The sequence below is a fragment of the Alteromonas sp. 5NS40-0096 genome (genome assembly GCF_057544385.1).
The window spans coordinates 382,857-407,377 of record NZ_BAAJLQ010000003.1 but is presented as its reverse complement, the minus strand read 5'-3'; the positions used below and the strand labels follow the sequence as shown (position 1 = coordinate 407,377).

General features: G+C 44.0%; 23 protein-coding genes. 7 read left to right on the top strand and 16 right to left on the bottom strand.

The window, feature by feature from the left end:
* Nucleotides 1-63 precede the first annotated feature (63 nt).
* Entirely contained in the window at nt 64-381 is a 318-nt protein-coding gene (locus AC27G9_RS11730; RefSeq protein ID WP_487074373.1) for a ComEA family DNA-binding protein, read from the top strand.
* Between the two features lie 53 nt (nt 382-434).
* Here AC27G9_RS11730 and galU read toward each other — a convergent pair whose 3' ends face one another.
* The 4 genes from galU to wecA all read right to left on the bottom strand — a co-directional run bounded on the left by galU (nt 435) and on the right by wecA (nt 4,429).
* Nucleotides 435-1,334 (bottom strand): UTP--glucose-1-phosphate uridylyltransferase GalU, encoded by a 900-nt coding sequence (gene galU / locus AC27G9_RS11725; protein ID WP_487074371.1) that lies wholly within the window; start codon nt 1,332-1,334, stop codon nt 435-437.
* Nucleotides 1,335-1,538: 204 nt separating this feature from the next.
* Nucleotides 1,539-2,405, bottom strand: a complete 867-nt coding sequence (locus tag AC27G9_RS11720; RefSeq protein ID WP_487074369.1) for a glycosyltransferase family 2 protein — start codon at nt 2,403-2,405, stop codon at nt 1,539-1,541.
* The gene (locus AC27G9_RS11715) at nt 2,402-3,286 is read right to left on the bottom strand and encodes a glycosyltransferase (protein ID WP_487074367.1); all 885 of its coding nucleotides are present in this window, start codon (nt 3,284-3,286) and stop codon (nt 2,402-2,404) included. Before AC27G9_RS11715 ends, AC27G9_RS11720 begins: the two co-directional genes overlap by 4 nt.
* Before the next feature lie 69 nt (nt 3,287-3,355).
* A complete protein-coding gene (wecA, locus tag AC27G9_RS11710) occupies nt 3,356-4,429 on the bottom strand; it encodes a UDP-N-acetylglucosamine--undecaprenyl-phosphate N-acetylglucosaminephosphotransferase (protein WP_487074365.1) in 1,074 nt (357 codons plus the stop codon).
* Nucleotides 4,430-5,187: 758 nt separating this feature from the next.
* On the opposite strand from wecA, the gene AC27G9_RS11705 reads away from it, so the two are divergent.
* The 4 genes from AC27G9_RS11705 (at nt 5,188) to AC27G9_RS11690 (ending at nt 9,518) form a co-directional block, all read left to right on the top strand.
* A complete protein-coding gene (locus AC27G9_RS11705; RefSeq protein WP_487074363.1) occupies nt 5,188-6,954 on the top strand; it encodes a polysaccharide biosynthesis/export family protein in 1,767 nt (588 codons plus the stop codon).
* Nucleotides 6,938-7,735 carry an ABC transporter permease gene (locus AC27G9_RS11700; protein WP_487074361.1) on the top strand — a complete coding sequence of 266 codons (798 nt, stop codon included), beginning with the start codon at nt 6,938-6,940 and terminating at the stop codon, nt 7,733-7,735. The genes AC27G9_RS11705 and AC27G9_RS11700 overlap by 17 nt, the downstream gene beginning before the upstream one ends.
* Nucleotides 7,732-8,382, top strand: coding sequence for an ABC transporter ATP-binding protein (locus tag AC27G9_RS11695; RefSeq protein ID WP_487074359.1), 651 nt, complete (start codon nt 7,732-7,734; stop codon nt 8,380-8,382). The genes AC27G9_RS11700 and AC27G9_RS11695 overlap by 4 nt, the downstream gene beginning before the upstream one ends.
* Nucleotides 8,383-8,531: 149 nt before the next feature.
* Nucleotides 8,532-9,518 carry a KpsE/RkpR family capsule polysaccharide export protein gene (locus AC27G9_RS11690; RefSeq protein ID WP_487074357.1) on the top strand — a complete coding sequence of 329 codons (987 nt, stop codon included), beginning with the start codon at nt 8,532-8,534 and terminating at the stop codon, nt 9,516-9,518.
* Nucleotides 9,519-9,588: 70 nt separating this feature from the next.
* On the opposite strand, the gene AC27G9_RS11685 is transcribed toward AC27G9_RS11690, so the two are convergent.
* The 12 genes from AC27G9_RS11685 to ampD all read right to left on the bottom strand — a co-directional run bounded on the left by AC27G9_RS11685 (nt 9,589) and on the right by ampD (nt 23,005).
* Nucleotides 9,589-10,341 carry a DUF481 domain-containing protein gene (locus tag AC27G9_RS11685; protein ID WP_487074355.1) on the bottom strand — a complete coding sequence of 251 codons (753 nt, stop codon included), beginning with the start codon at nt 10,339-10,341 and terminating at the stop codon, nt 9,589-9,591.
* Between the two features lie 177 nt (nt 10,342-10,518).
* Nucleotides 10,519-11,340, bottom strand: a complete 822-nt coding sequence (locus AC27G9_RS11680) for a DUF481 domain-containing protein (protein ID WP_487074353.1) — start codon at nt 11,338-11,340, stop codon at nt 10,519-10,521.
* 40 nt (nt 11,341-11,380) lie between these two features.
* Nucleotides 11,381-12,205, bottom strand: coding sequence for an HDOD domain-containing protein (locus AC27G9_RS11675; RefSeq protein WP_487074351.1), 825 nt, complete (start codon nt 12,203-12,205; stop codon nt 11,381-11,383).
* 148 nt (nt 12,206-12,353) lie between these two features.
* Entirely contained in the window at nt 12,354-12,614 is a 261-nt protein-coding gene (locus AC27G9_RS11670; RefSeq protein WP_487074349.1) for a DUF1289 domain-containing protein, read from the bottom strand.
* Nucleotides 12,615-12,621: 7 nt separating this feature from the next.
* The gene (locus AC27G9_RS11665; RefSeq protein WP_487074347.1) at nt 12,622-13,314 is read right to left on the bottom strand and encodes a PepSY domain-containing protein; all 693 of its coding nucleotides are present in this window, start codon (nt 13,312-13,314) and stop codon (nt 12,622-12,624) included.
* Between the two features lie 6 nt (nt 13,315-13,320).
* Nucleotides 13,321-14,028, bottom strand: coding sequence for an SIMPL domain-containing protein (locus AC27G9_RS11660; protein WP_487074345.1), 708 nt, complete (start codon nt 14,026-14,028; stop codon nt 13,321-13,323).
* A 183-nt stretch (nt 14,029-14,211) separates the two neighbouring features.
* Nucleotides 14,212-15,633 (bottom strand): dihydrolipoyl dehydrogenase, encoded by a 1,422-nt coding sequence (lpdA, locus tag AC27G9_RS11655; RefSeq protein ID WP_487074343.1) that lies wholly within the window; start codon nt 15,631-15,633, stop codon nt 14,212-14,214.
* Nucleotides 15,634-15,763: 130 nt separating this feature from the next.
* Nucleotides 15,764-17,719 (bottom strand): pyruvate dehydrogenase complex dihydrolipoyllysine-residue acetyltransferase, encoded by a 1,956-nt coding sequence (gene aceF / locus AC27G9_RS11650; protein WP_487074341.1) that lies wholly within the window; start codon nt 17,717-17,719, stop codon nt 15,764-15,766.
* A 20-nt stretch (nt 17,720-17,739) separates the two neighbouring features.
* The gene (gene aceE, locus AC27G9_RS11645) at nt 17,740-20,415 is read right to left on the bottom strand and encodes a pyruvate dehydrogenase (acetyl-transferring), homodimeric type (protein ID WP_487074339.1); all 2,676 of its coding nucleotides are present in this window, start codon (nt 20,413-20,415) and stop codon (nt 17,740-17,742) included.
* A 146-nt stretch (nt 20,416-20,561) separates the two neighbouring features.
* Nucleotides 20,562-21,308, bottom strand: coding sequence for a GntR family transcriptional regulator (locus AC27G9_RS11640; protein WP_487074337.1), 747 nt, complete (start codon nt 21,306-21,308; stop codon nt 20,562-20,564).
* Nucleotides 21,309-21,575: 267 nt separating this feature from the next.
* On the bottom strand, nt 21,576-22,442 hold the full coding sequence (gene ampE / locus AC27G9_RS11635) for a beta-lactamase regulator AmpE (RefSeq protein ID WP_487074335.1): 867 nt from the start codon (nt 22,440-22,442) through the stop codon (nt 21,576-21,578).
* Nucleotides 22,439-23,005 carry a 1,6-anhydro-N-acetylmuramyl-L-alanine amidase AmpD gene (gene ampD / locus AC27G9_RS11630; protein WP_487074333.1) on the bottom strand — a complete coding sequence of 189 codons (567 nt, stop codon included), beginning with the start codon at nt 23,003-23,005 and terminating at the stop codon, nt 22,439-22,441. Before ampD ends, ampE begins: the two co-directional genes overlap by 4 nt.
* Nucleotides 23,006-23,129: 124 nt before the next feature.
* Between ampD and AC27G9_RS11625 the strand changes: the two genes are divergently transcribed.
* Entirely contained in the window at nt 23,130-23,645 is a 516-nt protein-coding gene (locus AC27G9_RS11625; RefSeq protein ID WP_487074331.1) for a retropepsin-like aspartic protease family protein, read from the top strand.
* Between the two features lie 14 nt (nt 23,646-23,659).
* Nucleotides 23,660-24,517, top strand: a complete 858-nt coding sequence (gene nadC, locus AC27G9_RS11620; RefSeq protein WP_487074329.1) for a carboxylating nicotinate-nucleotide diphosphorylase — start codon at nt 23,660-23,662, stop codon at nt 24,515-24,517.
* The last annotated feature ends 4 nt before the right edge of the window (nt 24,518-24,521 follow it).

Here is a 24,521-nt window from a genome sequence, read left to right as displayed (position 1 = left end):
ATTCTTCAACCGTAGTTCTTCAACTACAAGGTTAAATCAACGAGGAATAATGGGAATTTGAACATGAAAAAACTAATTTACTTACTTTGCTTGTTTTCATCAGCCGTATATTTACCTAGCGTTGTTCAAGCTAAGGAAACGGCTTCAATCATTAACGCTTCATCCACTTCCAGCCCAGAGGTTCAACAAAGCTTGAACCTAAATTCTGCATCACTGGAAGAGCTGATGTCTTTACCGGGTATTGGCGAGTCAAAAGCCCAGGCCATTATTGACTATCGAGAATCTGTCGGTCATTTTGTTGAGCTTGCTGAGGTGACACAGGTCAAAGGTATTGGTGAAAAGCTACTTGCCAAAATTGAGAAGCAAGTCTACGTGAAATAGACAAGATGTAATCGATACAAAAAACGCCCTTAACGGGCGTTTTTTGCAGTTCGTTAAGACTCTGCGAGCGTTTCTTTAAGAAAGTCTTTAAACTTCCCTGCCAGCTCAGGGTGCCTTAATGCGTATTCAACATTGGCCATCATATAACCGAGTTTACTTCCACAATCATGGCTTTTGCCTTTCATGTAGTAAGCGTCGACTTGTTCTGTTTTCATCAGTGCAGCTATCGCATCAGTAAGCTGAACTTCACCGCCCGCTCCTGGCGGCGTAAATTCAAGCAAGTCCCAAATTTTCTCAGACAACACATAACGGCCAACAACAGCCAAATCAGATGGCGCGTCTTCTAGTGCAGGTTTCTCCACCATTTGATGAATCTTCGCAGCTTCGCCAGGACTGATTTCGGCACCTTCAAGGTCGACAATACCAAATTTAGTTACGTCTTCTTGAGGCACTTGCTCAACCATAACTTGGCTTACGCGACTAGTATTAAATTTAGCGGCCATATCGGCAAGATTGTCTTTCTTAGGATTTGATAGTGCATCATCAATGATTACGTCAGGAAGGACAACTGCGAAAGGAGCGTCTCCGACTAGTGGGCGCGCACATAAAACCGCATGCCCAAGTCCGCTCGCGACGCCTTGCCTGACATGCATAATAGTGACATCTTTTGGACAAATAGCCTGTACATCTGCAAGCAACTGGCGTTTAACTCGTTGCTCTAATGTCGCTTCTAATTCAAATGACGTGTCAAAATGGTTTTCGATACTGTTCTTACTCGCGTGAGTCACAAGTACAATTTCTTTGATTCCCGCTTGAACGCATTCATTTACCACGTACTGAATTAATGGCTTATCAACAACAGGCAACATTTCCTTTGGAATGGCTTTTGTTGCTGGAAGCATTCTTGTTCCCAAACCAGCTACTGGAATAACTGCTTTTTTCACCTGACTCATATTTATTATTTCCCTTATACGGATAAACCAGTGGCGATGACCGAGCACCGATTCTTGAAAGTCTTATAATAAGACTAACACCATGTAAACCATCCGGAGATACTCAATTCACATTGATAAATATACAAATCAATGCTCTACAAATTTCCTATTTAATACTATAGAGAATTGGCAAGAATGCCAATGCCACACTCTTCGATGCATTCAAGATTTCTCAAAAAACTTTCCAGTTTTGCGTTTAAGCCCATCACAAAGTCCTCTATTCATAAAGTAGCCGCGTTGACGACCATTTTTAGCCAAATAACGATTGACTAGGTAACGTATTGGTAAGCCCAAAAGTTGACGGCATTTCCAATAAAAAGGCACGTAAGGACGCCTCGATAAAGCGATAACATTCCTAAATTGATAATACAGCCTTATCTCGGAACCAATTTTGAAGTTTACGCCGCAAAACTTGAGACGGCTGTCACCTTGTGTGTGAAGCATTTCAATGCGTTCATCAAGCAGAATATGGTAGCCCTTTGTTCTCGCTCGCCAACACCACTCGTGGTCAACACCATCGATAAATAGGCTTTCATCTTTCTGCCCTACATCGTTCAACGCTTCTAACTGAATCAACATCCCCGATGCAATAGCCTGCGGCACACTGACAAAACTGTCTTTTTTAAACAAGGTTTTTTGAATAATAGGCTTCACTACTGAACCGCTAAAACTACAGACTACCCTCGGACTCACCGAGGCGACCTTATCAAAAATGGATTGAGCCTCTTTCATGCCATTTTGAACACCGTAAATCAGGTCAGCATTTAGGTTGCTGTCTTGGTCGAGTAAAAAGGCATAGTGAAACCCTGACTCCGAAGCAATTTGCAGCCCAATATTTTGGGCCTTTGCAATCCCCACATTACCTAAGCAGTGATGGTAGCTATGAATTGAAGATCCCGAGATTTGTTGCTGATTTGCGGAATTGTCAACCAAGATAGTCGGAATAGAACAAGCAGCCAGCTTGTTGATATTTTGCTCAACAAACTGAATATCAGGGTTGTAAAGGATAATGATGCCAACAGTATTCAATGTTTCACAAACTTTTCAAGTAATACGCGATCGACTTTATATGCTAGCTTTACTAGAGGAGATGGCAACAGTCTTAATACAAGAACACTCACTGCATACAAAAAATTATGCGGAGAAACCTTTTTAAGATGCCACATCGCATACATTCGGGCCTTAAACTCATTAAGAGACTTACTGAGCCCTCTACGCTTGTAAAAATCATTCACTCGACGAAAATCAAGTAATGGGTCTTTAAGGTTTCTGAACAAATAGCCTTCTTTGGCCAGTCTGACCCAAAAAAAATAATCTTGAGTGTTTTTTAAATGGGATTCGTATCTGAAACCTTGACGAAAGACTTCAAAACGTATGGCGACGGTAGGGTGATTCAACGAACATCGACGAGGTAGCATCGAGACGATCTTCTTGTGTGAACCAGGCATTACCCGCTTGCCCACCTTTTCGCCCGTTTCATTAATTTCAGTTAGCGCAGATCCCAAAACAGCTACGTTTTGATGAGCTTTTAAGTAGGACGTTTGTCGTTCAAGACGATCTCCGTGTGACACATCATCAGCATCCATTCGAAAAAAGAATTTTGCATTTAAATTCAAAGACCAGTCGATGACAAAGTTCATACACGTTGCTAAACCGACATTTTTCTCGCTTTCGATAACAACAATACGCTCGTCCTCTCGGGCGTACTGATACACGATATCTCTCAACGACGAGCGAGTTGGACCATCAATCATAATTACAAATATGAAGTGGCTATACGTCTGGTTCAGGATACTATTAATAGCCTGTTTGAGCCACGTATCTCTATCGCCATGATAAACAGCCAAACCGACAACTGATTCAACGGCATCTAGTGGGCGTTGATGCTGAACAATAAAACGGGAAGACAAATTACCGCCAGGTAGCTAAAAAAGTGGGATTAGAATAACAAAGAATTCCAGAATAAAACACCAAGCGCACTATTTGTTAATAGCGCGCCTAAATCTCTTGATTTTTCGCATTACTTGCCAAACATTTTGAATCACAAAGCTGTATAGAAATAATAAAACCATAAAGCTCCAAAACATAACTGGTTCAGAAACCTGGTACACCTCACCCAAGATTCCGATAGCACAAAACACCGAACCTAGCGCTAATATCGCGCCTAATGCTTGACGGGAAGAAAGCCCTGCCCTCATAAATATGTTGTGCAAGTGTTTTCTATCCGGCTTTAAGACTGACTGTCCTTTCCGTGCCCGTCGATACATAATCGCGGCCATATCCATTAACGGGAGGCCAATGAGCCAAACTGCTGTAATAGGTCGAATTGCTGGACCAGAACCTTGAGTATGATCTACCAGAAGCCAAACGATTGTTAGGCCAACAAACATACTGCCAGAATCACCCATAAAGATTTTGTTGCCCTTAAACCCCTTCCAACTCAAATTGAAGGCAAGAAAAGGAACAATTGCAGCAATAATGATCAGAGGTTCCATTATCGCTGCTCCATTGCCGGAACTTAACAGTAACCCCACGACACTTGTTAGGACGAGTAAACTCATCCCACCAGCAAGACCATCGATACCATCAATCATATTAAACGCATTGATGACACCAACCACGCAAATAATAGTAAAGAAATAACCAAATAGTCCAAAATCGACGGCCCCGAAACCAAATACGTTGCCAAGTGAAGTGATATAATTTTGGGCACTCCAAGCCATAATCGCGGCAACACCAAACTGGCAAACCAGTCGGCCTTTAGCGCTTAAATCGAACCTATCATCCAGCATGCCCAATAAAACAATAAAAGCAGAGGCTGTAAAAAACAACGGACTATTTCTCATCCAAACATCGGTTGCTACTGATGCAACAAGCACTGCCATAAATATCGCGACGCCGCCAGTCAAAGGTACGATTCCGGCATGACGTTTACGAATACTGGGCTGATCAACTAACCCAAACTGATGCGCTAGCGGTGTCATCACGACAAGAAGAATTAACGCCACGAAGAATGCGGTAAAAAGAGGAATAAACTGTAAGTGACTTAGCATTAACTCGTGTACCCTGTCGATGCTATCGCATTCACGCTTAGCTGCTGATAAAACTTAATCATTGTAATTATTAATCCGTTTGCTACTACTTCCATGAACCCGTGTTTTGGGAATCAAGACCGATCTACACAAGCTCAACCCCTATGATAATCATATATATGATGAATAACCAGTAGATAGTCATAAATACTGAGTTATTTGTATTTTACAGGGGATTTGTGACAAAAATAAAACGTCAAAGTCTTTGATGTTTTCAGTAGTGATAGTATGTTACCACCGTTCTAATCTTGTGCTAATATGCCATCAAAAATTAAAAGGATATTTGAAATGTTCAATTGCGGACGAAAAGTTTACGCAACAGGAATCCTTGCTGCGGCGAGTCTATCCGCGTGCGTTCACGTTCCAAAAGAAGTAACAGCTTCAGTTCCACTTGTAAATGTCCAAAATAATAGCGCTTTAAATAAGCCAAACAATATCGTCAACAATTTCACTGGTCGTAGTGGGTTCAAGCTTACTCATAACAATGTAAACTACCTAACAACAACCCCTTATACATCAGCAATGGGGAAAACATGCTTTAGGTTGCAAAGATTGAGCAATTATAGCGAAATGGTAGACCAAAGCTTTAAGGCTGTAATGTGTCAAACACCGCTCGGCTGGTCTTTAATTGACCCTAGCTATCCTGCCCAATAATTTCGTTCAGAAATACTGAGAACACTATGCGCTCCAACTATAAAACTATAATTACTGGCTTTGCTTTGCTTTTTTTCACGGAGATTTGTTCATCACAATCGATTGAACAACTTCAAGAGCTTCGTCGTTCAGTTGCAAGCCAACAAAATTCACCTTCAGTTTCTGGAATTGCGCCGCCCACCATAAACGGTGATAGGCAACTACCTTCAGTAACACCTCAATCTTCCTTGGGTCAGTTTAAGCAAGCACAAAGACAAGGACTGGTGTTACCTGGTGAAGCAACTATTGACTCTGTATTTCCTATGCAGGAAAAACAACTGAGCCCGCCCTTCGCTGCCAACCTTTTTCTTGGCGGCTATGAAACAGAGAGAGATTCGGGTCTAAACGACAATTACATCATCGCTCCAGGAGACAAAATTTCGATATGGCTTTGGGGTGCTGTCAATTTCTCTGATGTTGTGACAGTTGATAATCAGGGTAATATTTTTATTCCAAATGTTGGACCAATAGCACTCTCAGGTACATCCGCTCAGTTAGTTAACACCAAAGTAAGCAATGAAATTCGTAAAATTTATACCCGAGATGTCAATATTTACGTAAATTTACTGACGTCGACACCGGTTTCCGTTTTTGTCTCTGGGCCGGTTCTAAGACCCGGTCAATACGCAGGCCAAGCTAACGACAGCTTGCTTTATTTTCTCAAGCGTGCAGGCGGTATTGACTTTCTCCGTGGTAGCTTTCGTAGCATCAATATAGTAAGACAGGGCGAGATTATAGAAAGTATCGATTTGTACGACTTTTATGTTTCCGGCGTCTTACCGCAAATGTCTTTCAAAGACGGTGATGTTATTCTGGTAGAAGAGATCAAAGACACGGTCATTGTCACTTCAGGTGCGAGAAACAGTTTTACGTTCGAGTTTAGTGCTAACAATGTAATGGGCAAGGAAGTCATTCAGTATGCCAAGCCAACCCCTTTTATCAGTCATGTGAGCTTGGCAGGGCTTCGTGAAAACAGTCAGTTTGCTGCATACTACAGTCTTGAAGAATTCTCCAACACCACTCTTAACGATGGTGACACAATAGAGTTTCTCGATGACCATGAGACTCAAGTTTACCGCATAAACGTCGCAGGTAGTTTCCTCGGACCATCACAGTATATGGTCCCTAGAGGCGCTAAGTTGCACGATCTTCTCCATATGATTTCAATTGATAAATCCTTATCGGATTATAAAAATGTCTACTTATTAAGAGAGAGCGTAGCTATCCAACAAAGAGAAATGCTTAACCAAGCGCTCGATAGATTGGAGCGCAGTGTATTTACTGCGCCAGTCAGCTCTTCTGGTGAAGGCGCCATCCGTGCGCAAGAAGCACAGCTCGTTACCGATTTTGTGGCCAGAGCAAGACAGATTGAACCGCTTGGAAAAGTAGTGATATCTGAAAACGGCAGTACTGCTGATCTTCTGCTTGAGCCGAATGATACGATAGTGATTCCCGCCGTATCGGACGTTATCAATATTGGGGGCGAGGTAATGTTACCTCAAGCCGTCGTATTTAACGCTGACGCTTCCATCACAGACTACATCGCTTGGGCCGGAGGTTACTCTACCAGAGCCGATGACGAGCGCATGATGATTATTAGGAACAATGGCACAGTAGTCTTCACAGATAGTGCATCGACATCTTGGTTATTAGACAACCATAGCATAGAACTACTGCCAGGAGATCGTATCGTAGTCCTGCCAAAAATCGATGCTAAAACCATGCAGGCAGTGAAAGATATTACTCAAATCATATTCCAGATTGCCGTGGCGGCAAATGCCATTATTGATTAGTATGAAGCGTTTCGAACAACACTTGAAAGCTTGGAAGAATGTGCTATTCGCACTTTTTCTGCGTGAACTTCAGAGTAAATTCAACGATAAATTCGGACTTAGTTGGGCGCTGATAGAGCCTTTTATGTTTATCTTTGTGTTGTCATACGGCCGTAGCTTTCTTCTCGGAGATGATGTTCACAGTGTACCCGTCTTCATGTTCATGTTCCTTGGTTTTCTTGGATTGATGACATTTACAAGCATTCTTGGTACCTCTTCTACTGCAATCAAAAGGTCGAAGCCTTTGTTTGCGTTTAGACAAGTTCAGCCTATTGCACCTTTGCTAACGTCTACGTTGATGGAGTCATTAATCAAAGTGGGCGTAGTCGCCTTAGGTCTTATAGCGATGTACGTACTTGAAATAGAGGGGGCTATTGCAGAGCCATTACTATTGTTTTCGTTAGCGGTAATGTTATTTGTATTGGGTGCTTCAATTGCATTACTGTTTGCTATCGCATCTAGCTTTATTCCTGAAGTTGATAAAATAAAAAAAATGGTCACGCGGCCCTTAATGTTTGTCTCTGCAGTGTTTTTTAGCCTGCAAGATATTCCAAAAGAGTTTTGGCCCTATCTCACCTGGAATCCATTACTTCATCTGATTGAATTAGCGAGGTACGCGTGTTATCCAAATTATGGAAATGAAGGGGTGGACATTCAGTATTTGATAGAGTGTACTGTAGCGACGCTTTTCCTCGCCCTGTCATGCTACCATTTGACTTGGAAAAGGGTACTCTCGCGATGATACGCTTAGAGAAACTAACTAAATACTATCCCAGTAACTTAGGGAATCAGTATATCTTTCGTGATTTAAGTTTTAACATCCCCACAGATAAAAACCTAGCGATTCTCGGCAAAAATGGTTCAGGTAAATCTACGCTATTTCGTTTGTTGGCAAAAAGCGAATATCCAGACAAAGGAAAGATTTCAACATCCCACTCTATGTCTTGGCCAGTAGCATTAGCTACAGGCATTCATCCGCAAATGACGGGACGCGAAAATGCTCGATTTATAGGCAGAATTAACAACGTATCTTCGTTGAACCAATATGAAAATTCGGTTCAAGAATTTGCTGAAATCGGTAAACGCTTTGACCTTCCTGTTCGCACTTATTCTTCAGGGATGCGTGCGAGATTAGTTTTTGCTTGTTGTGTAAACATCAACTTTGACCTCTACCTCATTGATGAAGCTACCTCTGTAGGCGATGCCATTTTCAGGAAAAAAGCACGACAAACGCTTAAAGAGAAAAGTGAATCTGCTGGCATCATAATGGTTAGTCATGAGATGGACCAACTCCGAGAGTTCTGTGATGCGGCTGTAATGATAAATAAAGGCAAACTCACTTATTTTGACGACCTTGAAGAAGCCATTACATTTTATGGTAAAAATTAATTTTCAGGACTCATTTTTAAATGACTAAATTAAAACAATATTTAAATTTCCTGCGACAAAGAATGATTCTAGTCGTAATTATCCCTTGGGTAGTTTACGCATTATATTTACTTCTATTTGCGGCTCCGAGGTATGAAAGTACGAGTCAAATGATAATCAAGTCAAATAGCTCTGGAGGAGCTTTTGATCCTTCTTCGCTTTTACTTCCGGCTGTCACCGGCGCTTCGTTAACAAACAACGAAAGCCTTTTAGTTAAGGCGTTTATAGAATCCGCGGACATGCTCGATTTCCTTAACAGCCAAATTGATCTGGCAGGACATTACATGTCTGACGAAGGCGATTTCATCAGCCGACTCGCCAGTGATCATACAAAAGAAGAATTAGCCGCCTATTATCACGACAAAATCAGTGTAGAAGTTGATTCGACTTCTTCGATTATTACCCTTAAAACTCAAGCCTTCACTCCCGCTTTTGCTCAGGAAGTAAATGCACAATTAGTCGCTAGAGCTGAAAATTTTATAAACGAAATAAACAATAAGCTAGCAGAGGTAAAACTCGAATTTGCGCAAAGTGAACATGATATTGTCGAGAAAAAGCTTCAGCAGGCAAAAACGCAACTTCTCGCTTTTCAGTCTAAGTACAGCGTATTAGACCCCTCCGCTGAGGGGGCAGCATTCCAACAAATTGCATTTTCACTAGAGTCTGCATTGGCCCAAAAAAAAGCCGAACTAATAGCTCTAAAAGCGTCGATGTCAGATGGTGCACCTGAGGTACTTTCCACTAAAAGAGAAATATCGGCATTGGAATCTCAAATCAGTCAAGAGAAACTTCGTATTACTGGCTCTAGTTCGACTTCTGAGCTTTCTGTAAGCCAACAAATGGCTAACTACAGTAACTTGCAGGTACAACTTGAACTTGCAATACAAGCCTATTCAGCGTCATTAGTTACACTTGAAAAAGCGCGAGTTGAAACTTATGAGCAGTTACAACACCTCGTTACGATAGAATCACCCACACTGCCAGAGGACAACACCTATCCTAAAGTCATCTACGACTTAACGGTATTTGGCGTTTTCGCGCTACTTCTTTATGGTATTGGACGTATTGTTATTGCCACGATAAGAGAACTTGATTAGTTCGTCGGTAAACAATAGAGAACAAAAAAGCCACCTTACGGTGGCTTTTCTCGAACTTAATCTAATTTGCTTAGAAGAAGCTATAAACCAAGGTAACAGCAGTCTCTGTGTCTAGGTTTTCAACGCCATCAGCAACGTCAGTGTTGTGATCAAGTTTAATCGACAACTTCATCGATAGCCCGCCGCTAATCGTAGCGCTGAGGGCAGATTCCGCACGTGATTTGGTGTTTTCAGAACCAACTTCCGTACTGATTGTTTGGGCAAATTTTGCCGTTTCAGAAATGCGCCAAGTGAAACCGGCCGAACCACGAACGATGAAGCTATCCAGATTTTCACCATCGTTTGACTCTATGAATGAATAACCCGGACCAATACTGTATTCAAATGACGTATCACCATCATTCCATACTTTTTGGCTCCAACCCGCAGCAACGGTAGCTTGGTACTCGAAACTGTTGAACCTATCGTCTTCATATGACGCAAATCCAAATAAACGGTGATCTGGATTTTCAAGTTTGTAGTTAGCTTGTGCAGAACCAAAAAACTTCTGAGCAGAGGTTCGTTCCAGTTCATTGCCATCGGCATCTTCGACCGTTTCACGCTTGTAAAGCCCCTCAAGAACAAAATCATTACTCCATTTTTCGAGTTCTTGTTTTGCTGTTAAGCCCGCATTAAAAGAGGTGGTTTCAGTGTTACCAGACGTGAAGATAAATCCGAACTCGCCATCCATCGTAAACGATTTTGGTTCGTCTTCGGCGAGAGAAGGAAAAGCAACCAGTAATGAGGCACTGAGTGCTGATAGTTTAATTAATGTGTGTTTCATTGATCGTCCTACGCTGTAAATTAAGTCCTGCTGGTCGTATGGCTGCAATAATGCAATGCTTTCAGCAGTTCCGAGTATTCCTTTACCGCCAGCTTGAGATTAAGGCGCTAGTCTAACTTGCGTAAATATTGAGTCAATACCCACTGAACGTGCATCTTGCAAGAATTCAACTAAAGACTAAAAAAATTGATATACCAACGCGAGTGATGTTTCCGTGCTCAACGTTTCAGCATCTTCTGTTGGTGAAGACTCATGATTTAAAACAAACGAAAGTTTCATTGCCAACTTACCCATTATCTTTGCAGAAAGGGCCGTTTCAGAGCGTGACTTCGTATTCTGATTACCCGCCTCAGTCGATAAAAACTGCCGTATTTTCGCTCCAGAATCCCAATGGTATCGATACTCTGCCGACGCTCTAACGATAAACCCACTCGTTGCAGCATTGTTGTCTTCTTCCGCTTCAACTAACGAGTAACCCGGCCCTATGCTATAACGAAAATCGCTATCGCCCTCCAGCTCGAACTTTTGGGACCAACCCGACGCCAACGACGCTCGATAGTCATAGCCATTGAACCTATCATTCTCGTAGTCGCCATAGAAAAACAACCGGCGGTCATTCGCGTTGAGTTTATAGTCAAATTGGGCTGAGCCAAAAAAGCGTTGAGCGGTAGTTTGACGCTCGGGAGTGTCATCGGAGTCAACTTCACTTGTTTTGTACAACACTTCTGCAAAATAACTATTGCTCCAAGACGTCAATTCTTGCTCAGAAGTGATGCCCGCTTTCAGTGAGGTAGCTTCGGTATTTCCAGTGGAAAGCAAAACTCCGAATTCGCCATCAAGCGACAGTGGCTTTTTCTCTTTTTCAGGCGCATCTTGAACGTCGAAGTCGAGTTTATACAAGGCGTCAAGTAATTGTTCTCGGGTATTGTCAGCCAATGAGGGAAACGCAGCAAAGCTGCACGTTGCAACAAGCAGTCGCAAACTACAAGGAACTTTCATGAATCTTCTCGTTTTTATTCTTAACCCATTGCAGGGTCAACTATCGGATAAAACTAGAAACCTTCCCTGTCTCATTTTGTGCAAATGTAGCAGCGTTACCCAACGCCTCTGGCGCTAATTTCAGCAAACCAGCCTGCTGCGGCGTTATCGGCTCAATTTCGCCGTATGTATCCGGTTCCAGTGACTTTACGGTTATTTGGCTAGCACAAGCCAACAATGCCACATCGACATCGGATGTTTGCTTTGTTAAATCATGGAGATACGTAACGGGGAAATGCAATGCCATTGGCAAATTCCATTCACGCATTATCGTACCGCTGCCTTCGGCAAAGGTAAACCCAAAGTGCTTAAGTTGTTTGTTCCAAGGTAACTCATTGGACTTGTCATCCAAATATTTTGCATATTCTGATGGCGACGCCTTGGCGACGACCAATTCACAAAAGTGCCGCAAAATGCCCATTGCGAAAAAGCGCTCAGTTCCTCTTAGTTTGAGTTGTTGGGCTAAATATTTTGCTACCATACCGCCGTATACTGACTTTTCCCAATGTGCTTCTACGCTCAACAATTCGTTACCAAATTGCTGAAAGGCGGCTGATGCTGTCTCAGCTAAAACGAGGTTATACAGGGCTTCACCGCCAATCACCATCACCGCTTTCTCAACAGAAGTGACCTGGGACGCAAAACGAAAGAGAGCACTGTTGGCCAGCTTTAGAATTTTACCGCTAAGAGAAGGGTCAACACTGATTAGTTTACCGATATCGCTGATATCACTGCGAGGGTCGTCAAGCACACTTCTCAAACGGATACAGATATCAGGCATAGTGAAGGATTGTGTCGCCTGTGCTACATACTGCTCTAGTGCCATTAATTTAGCCCTGTTGGATTGGAATGAAAATACAACTGTGAGTATATCAGCGTTCAGATTAAATCGACACGCCCTAACCATATTTGGTATGTAAAACGTAGATGTAGACTTTTAGCGCTTTGCCGCCCCATTTCGTCAAAGCTGTGGTTCAAAAGAGTTTACCTTGGATATCAGATTCTACAGTTTCGTTTTTAAGCTTCTTTTTTCTGTCAGCAGCTCGTTTGCGACGGTAGCATGCGGCAACAATTTTGCGTTTGGTCGGATCGTCAATCTTTAACCAGTAAAGCCTCTCCTCTCTGCTTCGAAAACAACCTTTACAAAACCCTCGTGGTCCGCTTTCACAAACCCCGATGCATGGACTTGGTACCTCGAATAGCTGTAGCTGAGAAGGTGCTTTTTGTTCGCTCATACTCTGATCATGTAAAACCGTTACGTCGAGCAACCATAGGTTTGACGACTCGATAGTATAAGAGTAGCAAACCGCTCGCGACCATCAACAAAGACAGGGTCGCAGCAATTATCACTAGCGGGTTATTGAAGTCGCTGCGGTTTTTGTAGTCCATAATATGTAACATCCAGAAAAAGTCGTAAAACCGCCATATGTCTGTTCTGACCGACTCGATATTTCCAGATTTAGGTGACACATATAGCGTTGTCGATTTCCAATCGTCAAACACAACTTTGTACATCGGTAGTGATAAACGGCTGACTTCTTGGGGTATCTGGGTCAAACGATAAATGCCTAGCACATTGGCTTGTTGCTTTAAGCGTGTCATTGCCGTTGTTCTTACTTCGTTTTCAGATAATTCAGGAAGCTCTTCAAACGTTGTAGGATCGCGAAAGCTGATATCACCAGACCAATACTCAACCACTACAGCGGTATCACCATTTCGTTGGACATATGACAAGGATTTCCAGCTAAGATCAGATGGAATTTGCGTAGATGGTTTGTCTGGGTTAGGTAAGTCGTGAAGTAAATGCGTGCCTCTGACGATGTCGATTGGGATAGCGCTCATAACAACACCGCCCGCGATCCAAAGGACCACTTGCAAACCCACAATCATCCCTAGCCAACGATGGAGGCTGTAGGCACGCTTTCTCAAAGACATAAGTACTTAATCAATCAGGTTGTAATCAATGGTAGACACGACTCTAACACGTTTTATATGAGGGTGCTGGCTATCGCGGCTAGAAATTGAAAAGCGTCCTTGATTCGCTCGTCTGATTTTGCCCAAACGACTGCCGGAATCGTTCGCGAATTTCTCAGCAACAAGACGAGCATTCACCGTTGCTTCTTCAACCATCTCTGGTTTGACTTCATTGAGCCTGGTAAAAAGATACTGTGTATAGGAAGAGTAATCACCTTCACTGAACACAACGCCTTGCTTTAATAGTCCAGCCATTCTCTCCATGATAGTTTGTACTTTCTCTACTTCCCCCGAATAAACAGTAAGCGTTTGGGAAGCCTGATACCGGAAACGCGGCTTGTTATCTGCATACCGCTGGGCCAGTTTGTCTGTCACACTTGGTGACGACACTGAAATATCGCCACTATCCACACCATTTTGAATAAGAAAAGCGCGTACTTTTAGTGTCTGAGAGGCCATGGCTTCGTGAAGTTCATTGAGGTCATTTGAAGCGTGATTATACGAGATGGGCCAAATAACCTTATCCGCCAAGTAGTCTCTTTCACTTAGCCCTTTTACCGTAACAACCCTATCCAGTGCTTTAAAGGACACTATGCCATTTGCCAAAATGCTGCCCAATGCAACCGAGGCAATAATGGCCGATACAGCATAAATAGTGTGTATTTTATTGTTCATTAGAATTCCTGTTTATCGTGTTAGTATCAGGTATTCTGCGCCATCATTTGAGCAACAAAGCATTCAAATTGTGGCAAAGTCAGGGAAGTATGGGGGAAGGATTGGGCTAGCTTTTTCAAGTCAACTCATGTTCTACGGACAAAAAAAAGCGAGGCACTGCCTCGCTTTTTTAAAAAATCGTCTTTATTTCTTCTTTTTAGCCTTTGGATTTGGTAAATCCGTAATGCTGCCTTCGAAGATTTCCGAAGCCAAACCGATAGACTCGTTTAGCGTTGGGTGAGCGTGAATAGTCAAAGCAACATCTTCTGCATCTGCGCCCATTTCAATTGCTAGGCCGATTTCACCAAGCATCTCGCCAGCGTTAGTACCAACCATTGCGCCACCGATGACTCTGCCAGATTCTTTGTCAAAAATCATTTTAGTCATACCGTTAGTCGCATCAGAAGCTATGGCGCGACCAGAAGCTGCCCATGGGAATACCGCAGTTTCGTAGCTTACGCCCTGTTCTTTCGCTTCTTTTTCAGTTAGACCTACCCAAGCTACTTCTGGCTCAGTGTAAGCAACTGACGGAATTGCACGAGGATCAAAATAGTGTTTTTGACCTGCAATCACTTCCGCAGCAACATGACCTTCATGTACAGCTTTGTGCGCTAGCATCGGCTGACCGACAAGATCACCAATCGCAAAGATGTGATCAACGTTAGTACGCATTTGTTTGTCAACACTAATGAAACCACGCTCATCAACGTTAACACCTGCAGTTTCTGCTCCTACAAGCTTACCGTTTGGCTTACGGCCAACCGCGACAAGTACCTTGTCGTAGCGCACAGGTTCAGCAGGCGCTTTTTTACCTTCGAAAGTGACATACAGACCATCATCTTTTGCTTCAACTGCAGTCACCTTAGTTTCGAGCATAATGTTGAATTTGTCTTTGTAGTCCTTCATGAAGACTTTCATGATGTCTTTATCTGCAGCAGGAATAAGCTGGTCTAGGAATTCAACCACATCAATTTGTGAACCTAGTGCTTCGTATACCGTACCCATTTCAAGACCGATAATACCACCACCAAGTACTAGCATCTTCTCTGGAATATCTTTCATTTCCAGTGCGCCAGTAGAATCGATCACGCGGTCGTCTTCAGGGATGAAAGGCAAGCTTACTGGTTCAGAACCAGCCGCAATAATTGCTTTTTCAAACGTGATAGTCGTTACTTCACCACCGTTGGTCACTTCCAACGTGTTGCTACCAGTGAACTTACCATAGCCTTGAACATGCTTGGTTTTACGCATTTTAGACATACCGCCAAGACCGTTTGTTAACTGGTTAACAACGCTGTCTTTATATGCACGGATTTTGTCTAGATCGATGGTAGGCTCGCCAAATGTTACACCGTGACTTGCAAGGTGCTTAGCTTCCTTCATGACTTTTGCAACGTGAAGAAGTGCTTTTGAAGGAATACAGCCAACGTTCAAACAAACACCACCTAGGGTGTCACGTGAATCTACGATAACTGTTTCAATGCCTAGATCCGCTGCACGGAATGCAGCAGAGTAACCGCCAGGGCCGCCGCCCAGTACCACCAATTGCGTTTTAATTTCGCTCATTGTGAACCTCAATTCCTATTTTTTGGTTATGCTATCACTTTTGCGCAATAGCATACCCTAAATACCGCCTTAAAGGCTTATAAAATCATCGAAAATGTTACTGCTATTGTAAACTTTCTCGACCTTTTACTTAAAGTATGATTCTGCGTAAGTCAGTCAGGTTAGCCGCGACTTCCGTCGAGAATCTCGCGCCCACTGCACCATCGATCACTCGGTGGTCATATGACAGGCTCAACGGCACCATCAAACGCGGTTCGAATTCGCTGCCATTCCACTTAGGCTTCATCTCAGACTTAGATACACCTAATATGGCGACTTCTGGCGCATTTACAATAGGTGTGAATGCCGTTCCACCAATTCCACCTAAACTAGAAATGGTAAATGTGCCACCTTGCATGTCTGACGCTTTGAGTTTGCCATCTCTGGCTTTTTTAGAGGTATCGATCAATTCCTGAGACAGTTGCTCAATCCCTTTCTTATTTACGTCGCGAATAACAGGGACAACTAGGCCTCCTGGCGTTTCAACAGCGATACCGATGTTGATAAACTTCTTGACGATTAGACTCTCGCCGTCATCTGACAACGAAGAGTTAAAGACCTCGTACTTCTCGAGTGCTTTAGCCACTGCTTTCATTACGAAAACAAGAGGAGTGATCTTAAGCCCTGACTTGATTTTCGCATGATACGCATTTTGCTCTTTACGGAATGCCTCTACATCCGTGATGTCGGCTTCGTCAAACTGCGTAACATGGGGAATCGTTGCCCAATTACGATGTAAGAATGGACCTGAGATTTTCTGAATACGCGTTAGCGGTACTTCTTCGATTTCACCAAACTTACTGTGATCAATTGGCTTAACCGGCACTATCTGTAATACGTTATCACCAACTGGTGCCGCTGACGCGGCAGTGCCTCTCGGCTTAGCCAATTCAGCTTTAACATAGGCCTGAACATCTTCTTTAAGAATACGGTTTTTTGGACCAGAGCCCGCTACCAACGTCAAATCAACACCGAATTCACGTGCAATTCGTCTCACCGACGGTGAGGCATGCGCTTTACCCGAAGACGCTGGCGCCGCTGATGTAGTAACAGGAGGGCGGCTTTCAGCTGCCGCTTTTTGTGGCGCTGGAGCAGGTGCCGCTGGTTTCTCTGGCGATTTTTCAGCCGCAGGAGCCGCTGGCACAACCGCACCACCACTGGTTTCAAGCTTAACGACAAGTGTACCTTGCTTAACCTTGTCACCCGTTTTGATAAAGACTTCGGTGATGGTACCCGCATGAGTAGAAGGTACGTCCATAGTGGCTTTGTCTGTTTCAAGAGTGATCAAGCCATCTTCGGCCTCCACACTATCACCAACTGACACCAACACATCGATAACGTCCACTTCATCATCTGAACCAATGTCTGGCACCGCCACCTCAATGGTTTCACTGCCAGCAGCAACCGGTGCTGATTCGGCAACGGGCGCTGGTGTCGTCTCAGCGGCTGGCGCAGCTTCAGCAGGTGCGCTAGCCCCCGCCTCTGACGTTTCTAGCTTGATGACGAGTGTGCCTTCTTTAACCTTGTCACCAGTACTGATAAAGACTTCTTTTACGATACCTGCATGTGTCGATGGCACATCCATCGTTGCCTTGTCCGTTTCTAAGGTGATCAAGCCATCTTCTTTTTCGACGCTATCGCCAACCGAAACCAACACATCAATAACGTCTACTTCATCGTCTGAACCGATATCAGGCACGGCAACTTCAATCACACTCGCACCAGAGGCTGCTGTAGCAGCTACTGGCTGATTTTCGGCTGGCGCTTCTTGCGCTGGCGCGGCTTCAGCAGCTGGTGCATCACTTTCACCTGCTGCCTTCATCTCACCAATAACATCGCCTTCTTTGATCTTGTCGCCTACGGCAACAGTCAAGCTTACAATTTCACCTTCAAACGGTGCAGGGATATCCATTGACGCTTTGTCACTTTCTACCGTCACTACACCTTCATCGGCTTCCACTGTATCGCCAACAGCAACACATAATTCGATAACTTCTACTTCGTCACCACCAACATCGGGTACGATAATCTTTTGAATATCTGACATTTGTAAAATACCTTTTATGTTTACGCGTACAGCGGGTTAAGTTTTTCAGCGTTGATATCAAAGCGCTTGATAGCTTCTGCCACCACGCTCTTTTCAACATCACCGCGTTGTGCTAACTCGTATAAAGATGCAACCACAATGTATGCCGCGTTCACTTCGAAGTGCGTACGCAAATTCTCACGGCTATCACTGCGACCGAATCCGTCAGTACCAAGACAACGATAGTCAGTTTCTAGGAACGCACGAACTTGGTCTGAATAGTTTTTCACGTAGTCAGTTGCTGAGATAGCAGGACCCGCTTCTTTCGTGATCACTTGACCGATATATGGCACTTTCTGCTCAGCTTCAGGATTCAACATGTTCCAACGAGCGACATCTTGGCCTTCACGAGCAAGTTCATTGAAAGACGTCACCGAGTAAACGTCTGAAGAAACATTGTAGTCATCGCTTAGAATCTGCGCAGCTTTGCGTACTTCATTCAAAATAGTACCTGAGCCCATTAGCTGAACATTTAGCTTAGACTTAGCACTTTCAACGCGCTCCAACTTGTAAATACCTTTGATGATTTGCTCTGCTACATCGTCACCTTCAGGCATTGCTGGGTGTTGATAGTTTTCATTCATCAAGGTCAAGTAGTAGAAAATGTTTTCGTTGTTACCATACATACGGCGTAGGCCGTCCTGAACGATGACCGCAACCTCATACCCATATGTTGGATCGTAAGTGATACAGTTAGGAATCAGGTTAGCTTGAACATGTGAATGACCGTCTTGGTGCTGAAGACCTTCACCATTTAGAGTGGTTCTACCTGCAGTTGCACCAAGTAAGAAGCCACGAGCTTGGCTGTCGCCAGCCGCCCACGCCAAGTCGCCAACGCGTTGGAAACCAAACATAGAGTAATAAATATAGAAAGGAATCGTCGTGGCGTTACACGTTGAATAAGACGTACCCGATGCTACCCATGATGCCATTGCACCCAGTTCGTTGATACCTTCTTGAAGTACTTGACCCTTCTTATCTTCGCGATAATAAGCAACTTGGTCGGCGTCTTGAGGGACGTATTTCTGCCCTTCGTTCGCATAGATACCCACCTGACGGAACAAGCCTTCCATACCAAAGGTACGGGCTTCATCAGGGATAATTGGTACAATGCGTTTACCAATCTTCTTGTCTTTCAATAGTGCATTCAACACGCGAACGAAAGTCATTGTCGACGACACTTGACGATCACCAGAGCCTTTCAAAATTGCATCAAATGCGCTTAGCTCAGGAATCTCTAATTGTTCTTCCGCTTGCTCTCTGCGTGCAGGAAGGTAACCGCCCAATGCTTCACGACGAGCCTGTAGATACTTCATTTCTTCACTGTCTTCAGGGAATTTGAAGTATGGCAAGTCTGCAATTTTGTCGTCCGCTACCGGGATATTGAAACGGTCACGGAATTGCTTAATTGAATCTACATCCATTTTCTTGACGTTGTGAGCAACGTTTTGCGCTTCACCAGAAGAACCTAAACCAAAACCTTTGACTGTCTTAGCAAGGATAACCGTTGGACGGCCTTTCGTGTCAATTGCCTTTTGGTATGCAGCGAACACTTTCACCGGATCGTGACCGCCGCGATTTAAGCGCCAGATATCGTCATCAGACATATTGGCAACTAGAGCTGCCGTTTCTGGATACTTGTTAAAGAAGTTTTCACGGGTGTATTTACCGCCTTTGGCTTTGCAGTTTTGGTATTCACCGTCCACTGTCTCGCCCATTAGCTGAATCAGCTTGCCAGATTTATCACGCGCAAGTAGTTCATCCCAATAGCTACCCCAGATAACTTTTACCACTTCCCAACCCGCACCGCGGAATGTGCCTTCAAGCTCTTGGATAATTTTGCCGTTACCACGTACCGGGCCATCAAGACGCTGAAGGTTACAGTTGATGACGAAAGTGAGATTATCGAGGCCTTCACGAGACGCTAAGCCGATTGCACCCAAGCTTTCTGGCTCATCACACTCACCGTCGCCCATATAGCAATAAACGCGTTGATCTGAGCAATCCTTGATACCGCGGTTGGTTAAATACTTAAGGAAGCGAGCCGTATAAATCGCTTGCAGTGGGCCAAGGCCCATAGATACTGTCGGGAACTGCCAGTAGTCCTTCATCAAATGAGGATGAGGGTATGATGACAGGCCATCGCCAGCACATTCTTGACGGAAGTTATTGAGCTGTTCTTCAGTCAGGTTACCTTCCATAAATGAACGAGCGTAGATACCCGGTGAGATATGACCTTGTGCAAAGATAAAGTCGCCACCTTGGTTCGCATTAGGCGCTTTAAAGAAGTGGTTAAAGCCAACGTCATAAAGCATCGCTGATGACGCAAAACTACCGATATGTCCACCTAGCTCTAAATCTTTTTTCGAGGCGCGTAAGACAATCATTAGTGCATTCCATCGAATAGCCGCACGAATGCGTGCTTCGATAGTCAAGTCACCAGGCATCTTAGGCTCTTGAGCAGCAGGGATTGTGTTGATGTATGCTGTCGTCGCATCATATGGCAAATGCGCGCCACTGCGGCGAGCTTTGTCAATCAGCTTTTCAAGTAGATAATGAGCGCGCTCGACGCCCTCTTCTTCCAAAACAGACTCAAGCGCATCGATCCACTCTTTCGTTTCTTGTGGATCTACATCTTGGTGCATCATATCAGTCATGGTGCCATCCTATTATTGCTAACATAGAAAACCATCAGCACTTTCGTTTTATAAAAGTGAGATGGCTACGTAAATTAAATTGTCATTACCAGAGTAAAATCACGACTTTCGTGTAGCAGAACTAACACGAAACACGCGCGCAACACCTAAATTTCTAAACGTCTCAGTGCGCGCTGAACTCTGCTATCTCTCTGGTTAATAGACAACAAAGTTGTTTCAATAAATGCCAAATGGGTATTACAAGCTTGCCTCGCGGCCTCAGGGTCGCGATTGGCAATAGCGGCGACAATATCATGCCGCTGTCTTTCGATATCGCTGACAACATCTGGCTGTTGAGCCAACATATCCAAGTTCCGTTCGATGTTTTCAACTAACATGCTTTGCATTGTCGTCATCACGTGAAGCAACACCATGTTGTGAGACGCTCTCGCCATGGTGACGTAGAAATGACCCAGCGCCTCGGCCTGCGCTCTTTTGCTTTCACCTTGTTTTGGTTGTGGTAGCGACTCCAATGCTTGCTTTAGTGCTAGGTAATCTTCGGGCTGTCCACGCAATGCAGCGTAGTATGCCGACATTCCCTCGAGCGCATGCCTAAACTCAAGTAAGTCAAATTGTGTTTCTGGACGGCGACTGATCAGCGCCATCAAAGGGTCCTTCATAGCGGCATTGAGCTGCTTACTGACGTACGTTCCGCCACCTTGCTTACGCTCAACAAGCCCTCTTGCTTGCAAGTTACCAATGGCTTCTCGCAATGAAGGTCGAGATACATCAAATTGAAGGGCGAGTTCGCGCTCTGGAGGCAGCTGTTGGCCAGCCAATAGCGAACCATCCAGAATCATTGATTCCAGTTGTTCAGTAATGACATCTGACAACTTTTTCCTTCCTTGCTGCATAGGCTAGGCTGTTCTCTTCGCTATAAATGTAAAGAATTGTCGGTTTCGAAACTCATTGGTAATACCAATTTACCTATACAGTTTAGGGTAGATTATTAGTGAGGTAAATAGTCAGCATTGAGTGAAACTATAGATGCCGAATCTAAACTTTTCTTTGTCTATGAAATTATTGAAAAAAAATGCATAAACATGACTGGTCTGACGAGCAAAAAAAAAAGCCCATCAAAGATTGATGAGCTTACTTTTTATTCACGTTTTCTAAATGGGTTAAGCAATCGAGCCTGACAGCGTTAAAACCGAAGTTACAACCAATAAAAACATAATGTTACGTTTTGCCAGTTTGACTAGCAGTTTAGGTTCATAGGAGGCGTCTTGTTCTCTCGCAGCTCTGTCATCAGCAGTCATCTCTGCTTGAGACGCCACACGAGTTAAAATAATCTCTGGTCTTGCTTTGATGTCTGCGAGATACCCCAACCACACCGGTAATGCTCTAGAAAAATGCCCAACCAACAATAAACCAAGAGAGGTGATTCTAACGGGAACAAAATCCATCACAAAAAGGATTTGCCCGAGTGTTTTCGCCCTACCTAAATTTTCTTGGCAATACATCTCGTGCCATTCTCTCAACAGGACATAGGCCATGGCACCAGGCGCTCCAAGTGCGACAAACCACATCATTACGGCAGCGTAATGCTGATAGTTTAGCCATAGCATATGTTGTCCAAAACTCTTTCCTTGCCCTCTGGGAGAGAAGTCTTCTTCACAATCAAACTTAGTGCAATGCCCAAGAAGCTCGGTGTACAAACTACACGCTTCTAAATCACCCCGATTGGCAGCATTCAAAAAGCACTTATAGGTGTTTCTTAATGCCTGACACCCAACACAAACCATCAGCACAAGGGTTTGCAAAATGAAAGTTAACAAGTCGTTAGTCAAGCTAGTCAATACAACGAATAGCATTGCAGGCAACAAGGCAAAAATGGCGATGGTCGTACTGTCCGTATCGTCATTGAGCCATCCCTTATCAGAGACAAACCTGTGATAGGCATTGGTGTAAAAAGTAAAACGCCACCAATCAGATTTTACGAAAACCCGCTCTAGACCCAATACGAGCAGTAAACTCAGTAAAATCATAACCCTTTCTCCTGTTGGAATGCGGTGAGTTGTTGACGAAAAAAAGCCCAATCGAAAGCAACGCCCGGATCGGTTTTCCGACCAAACGCAATATCATTATGCCCTACAATTCGACCTAATGTGATCCGAGGATACTTTTGCATTATGGCAAAACTAAGCGAAACTAAAGCGTGATATTGAGCCTGTGTGTAGGGTTCAGAATCCGTACCTTCCATTTCGATACCAATACTGAAATCATTACATTTTGGCTTACCTTGGAATACTGATACGCCTGCATGCCACGCGCGCTTGCTCAAAGGGACAAACTGCTCAATCGTGCCGTCTCTACGAATGACACAATGCGCTGAAACACGTAACCCCGCGATGTCTTTGTATAGCGGATGCGCCGATTCATCGAGGCGCCCTAAAAACAAGTTAGCAATATCCTCTCCACCAAATTCACCCGGTGGCAATGATATATTGTGGATCACGAGGAGCGAGATTGCTTTGTCGTCCTCTCTTTCATCAAAATGAGGCGAAGGTTTTTGCAACGCGCCTGCGATCGTGTCTTGGTCCAATAACACTGCAAATCTGTCCTTTGGTATAGATGTGCTTAAAGGCTTTTCTCGTGCCTTGTAACGACATCAGACTTTGTCGAAATATCACAGCATGGTAGCATACTCAAAGAGACGCGAGCCATGAGTGTTTATGGAAACGAACGACACGAGCAGTAAAAACGGAAAAACCATGTTTATGCTGGCATGGGTATGTGCATTTGGCTTATTGATTTTGGTTTTCAGCGACCTACTCGAAAAACAAATTAATCCCAATAGCAAGCCAGACTCTATCATCAATGGTGAACAAATCACCGTACGACTACAACGCAATAAAATCGGCCACTACGTCACATCCGGTACAATCAATGGACAACAAGTCGTGTTCCTAGTCGATACTGGTGCCACTGACGTCTCAATCCCTGCTCATATTGCAAGTACGCTATCTTTAACCGGAGGGCAAAGACAACGAGTCAGTACCGCCAATGGAACTGTTGTGGTCACTGAAACCTTTGTCGATACGCTGACAATTGGCGACATCGTATTACGCAACGTCGACGCCAATATTAATCCCGGCATGAGAGATAATGAAGTACTGTTGGGCATGAGTGCCTTATCGCGGCTTGAATTTACTCAACGCGGTGAGTGGCTAATTTTAAGAACACTTTAACAAGAGAATCTAACGTGTTACCAAACAAACCCAGTGACGATATAATCGCCGCCAACGTCTCCGCTGCACTAGCAGAAGATTTGGGTGGCAGCGTCGACGCTTCACAAGACATCACAGCTAATCTTATTAACGCTGACACTCAAGCAATAGCGACCATCATAACAAGAGAACCCTGCACCGTGTCAGGTCTGCCATGGGCACAAGAAGCTTTCGATCAAATCGACGACTCCCTGGACATCGTTTGGCATGTTGCTGATGGAGATACCATTGGTGCAGATACTTTACTCGCGACGATCAAAGGTTCGGCACGGGCTATTTTGACAGCTGAGCGCACTGCCCTAAACTTTCTTCAGCTACTCAGTGCTACAGCGACCGTAACCGCCAGCTACGAAACACTATTGCGTGGCTCGAAGACAAAAATTTTAGACACCCGTAAAACGTTACCGGGTTTACGGCTCGCGCAGAAATATGCTGTAGCCTGTGGTGGTGGAAAGAATCATCGCATCGGTTTGTTTGATGCCTATTTGATCAAAGAAAACCACATATTTGCGTGCGGCTCCATCCAAAAAGCGGTAGAAAAAGCAAAATCTACGCACCCCAACAAGCCCGTAGAAGTTGAGGTCGAAAATATCGAAGAATTAACTCAAGCTATTGATGCTAAAGCCGATATAGTGATGCTGGACAATTTTAGTAACGAGCAGATCCAACAGGCAGTGGCGCTAAACCAAGGCCGATGTAAACTAGAAGTCTCAGGAAACATTACGGATAAAAGGTTAAGTGAACTCGCCCAATTTGGTGTTGATTTCATTTCCTCAGGTGCGCTAACCAAACACGTTAATGCTGTTGATTTGTCTTTGCGTATTGCGATTTAAGTCG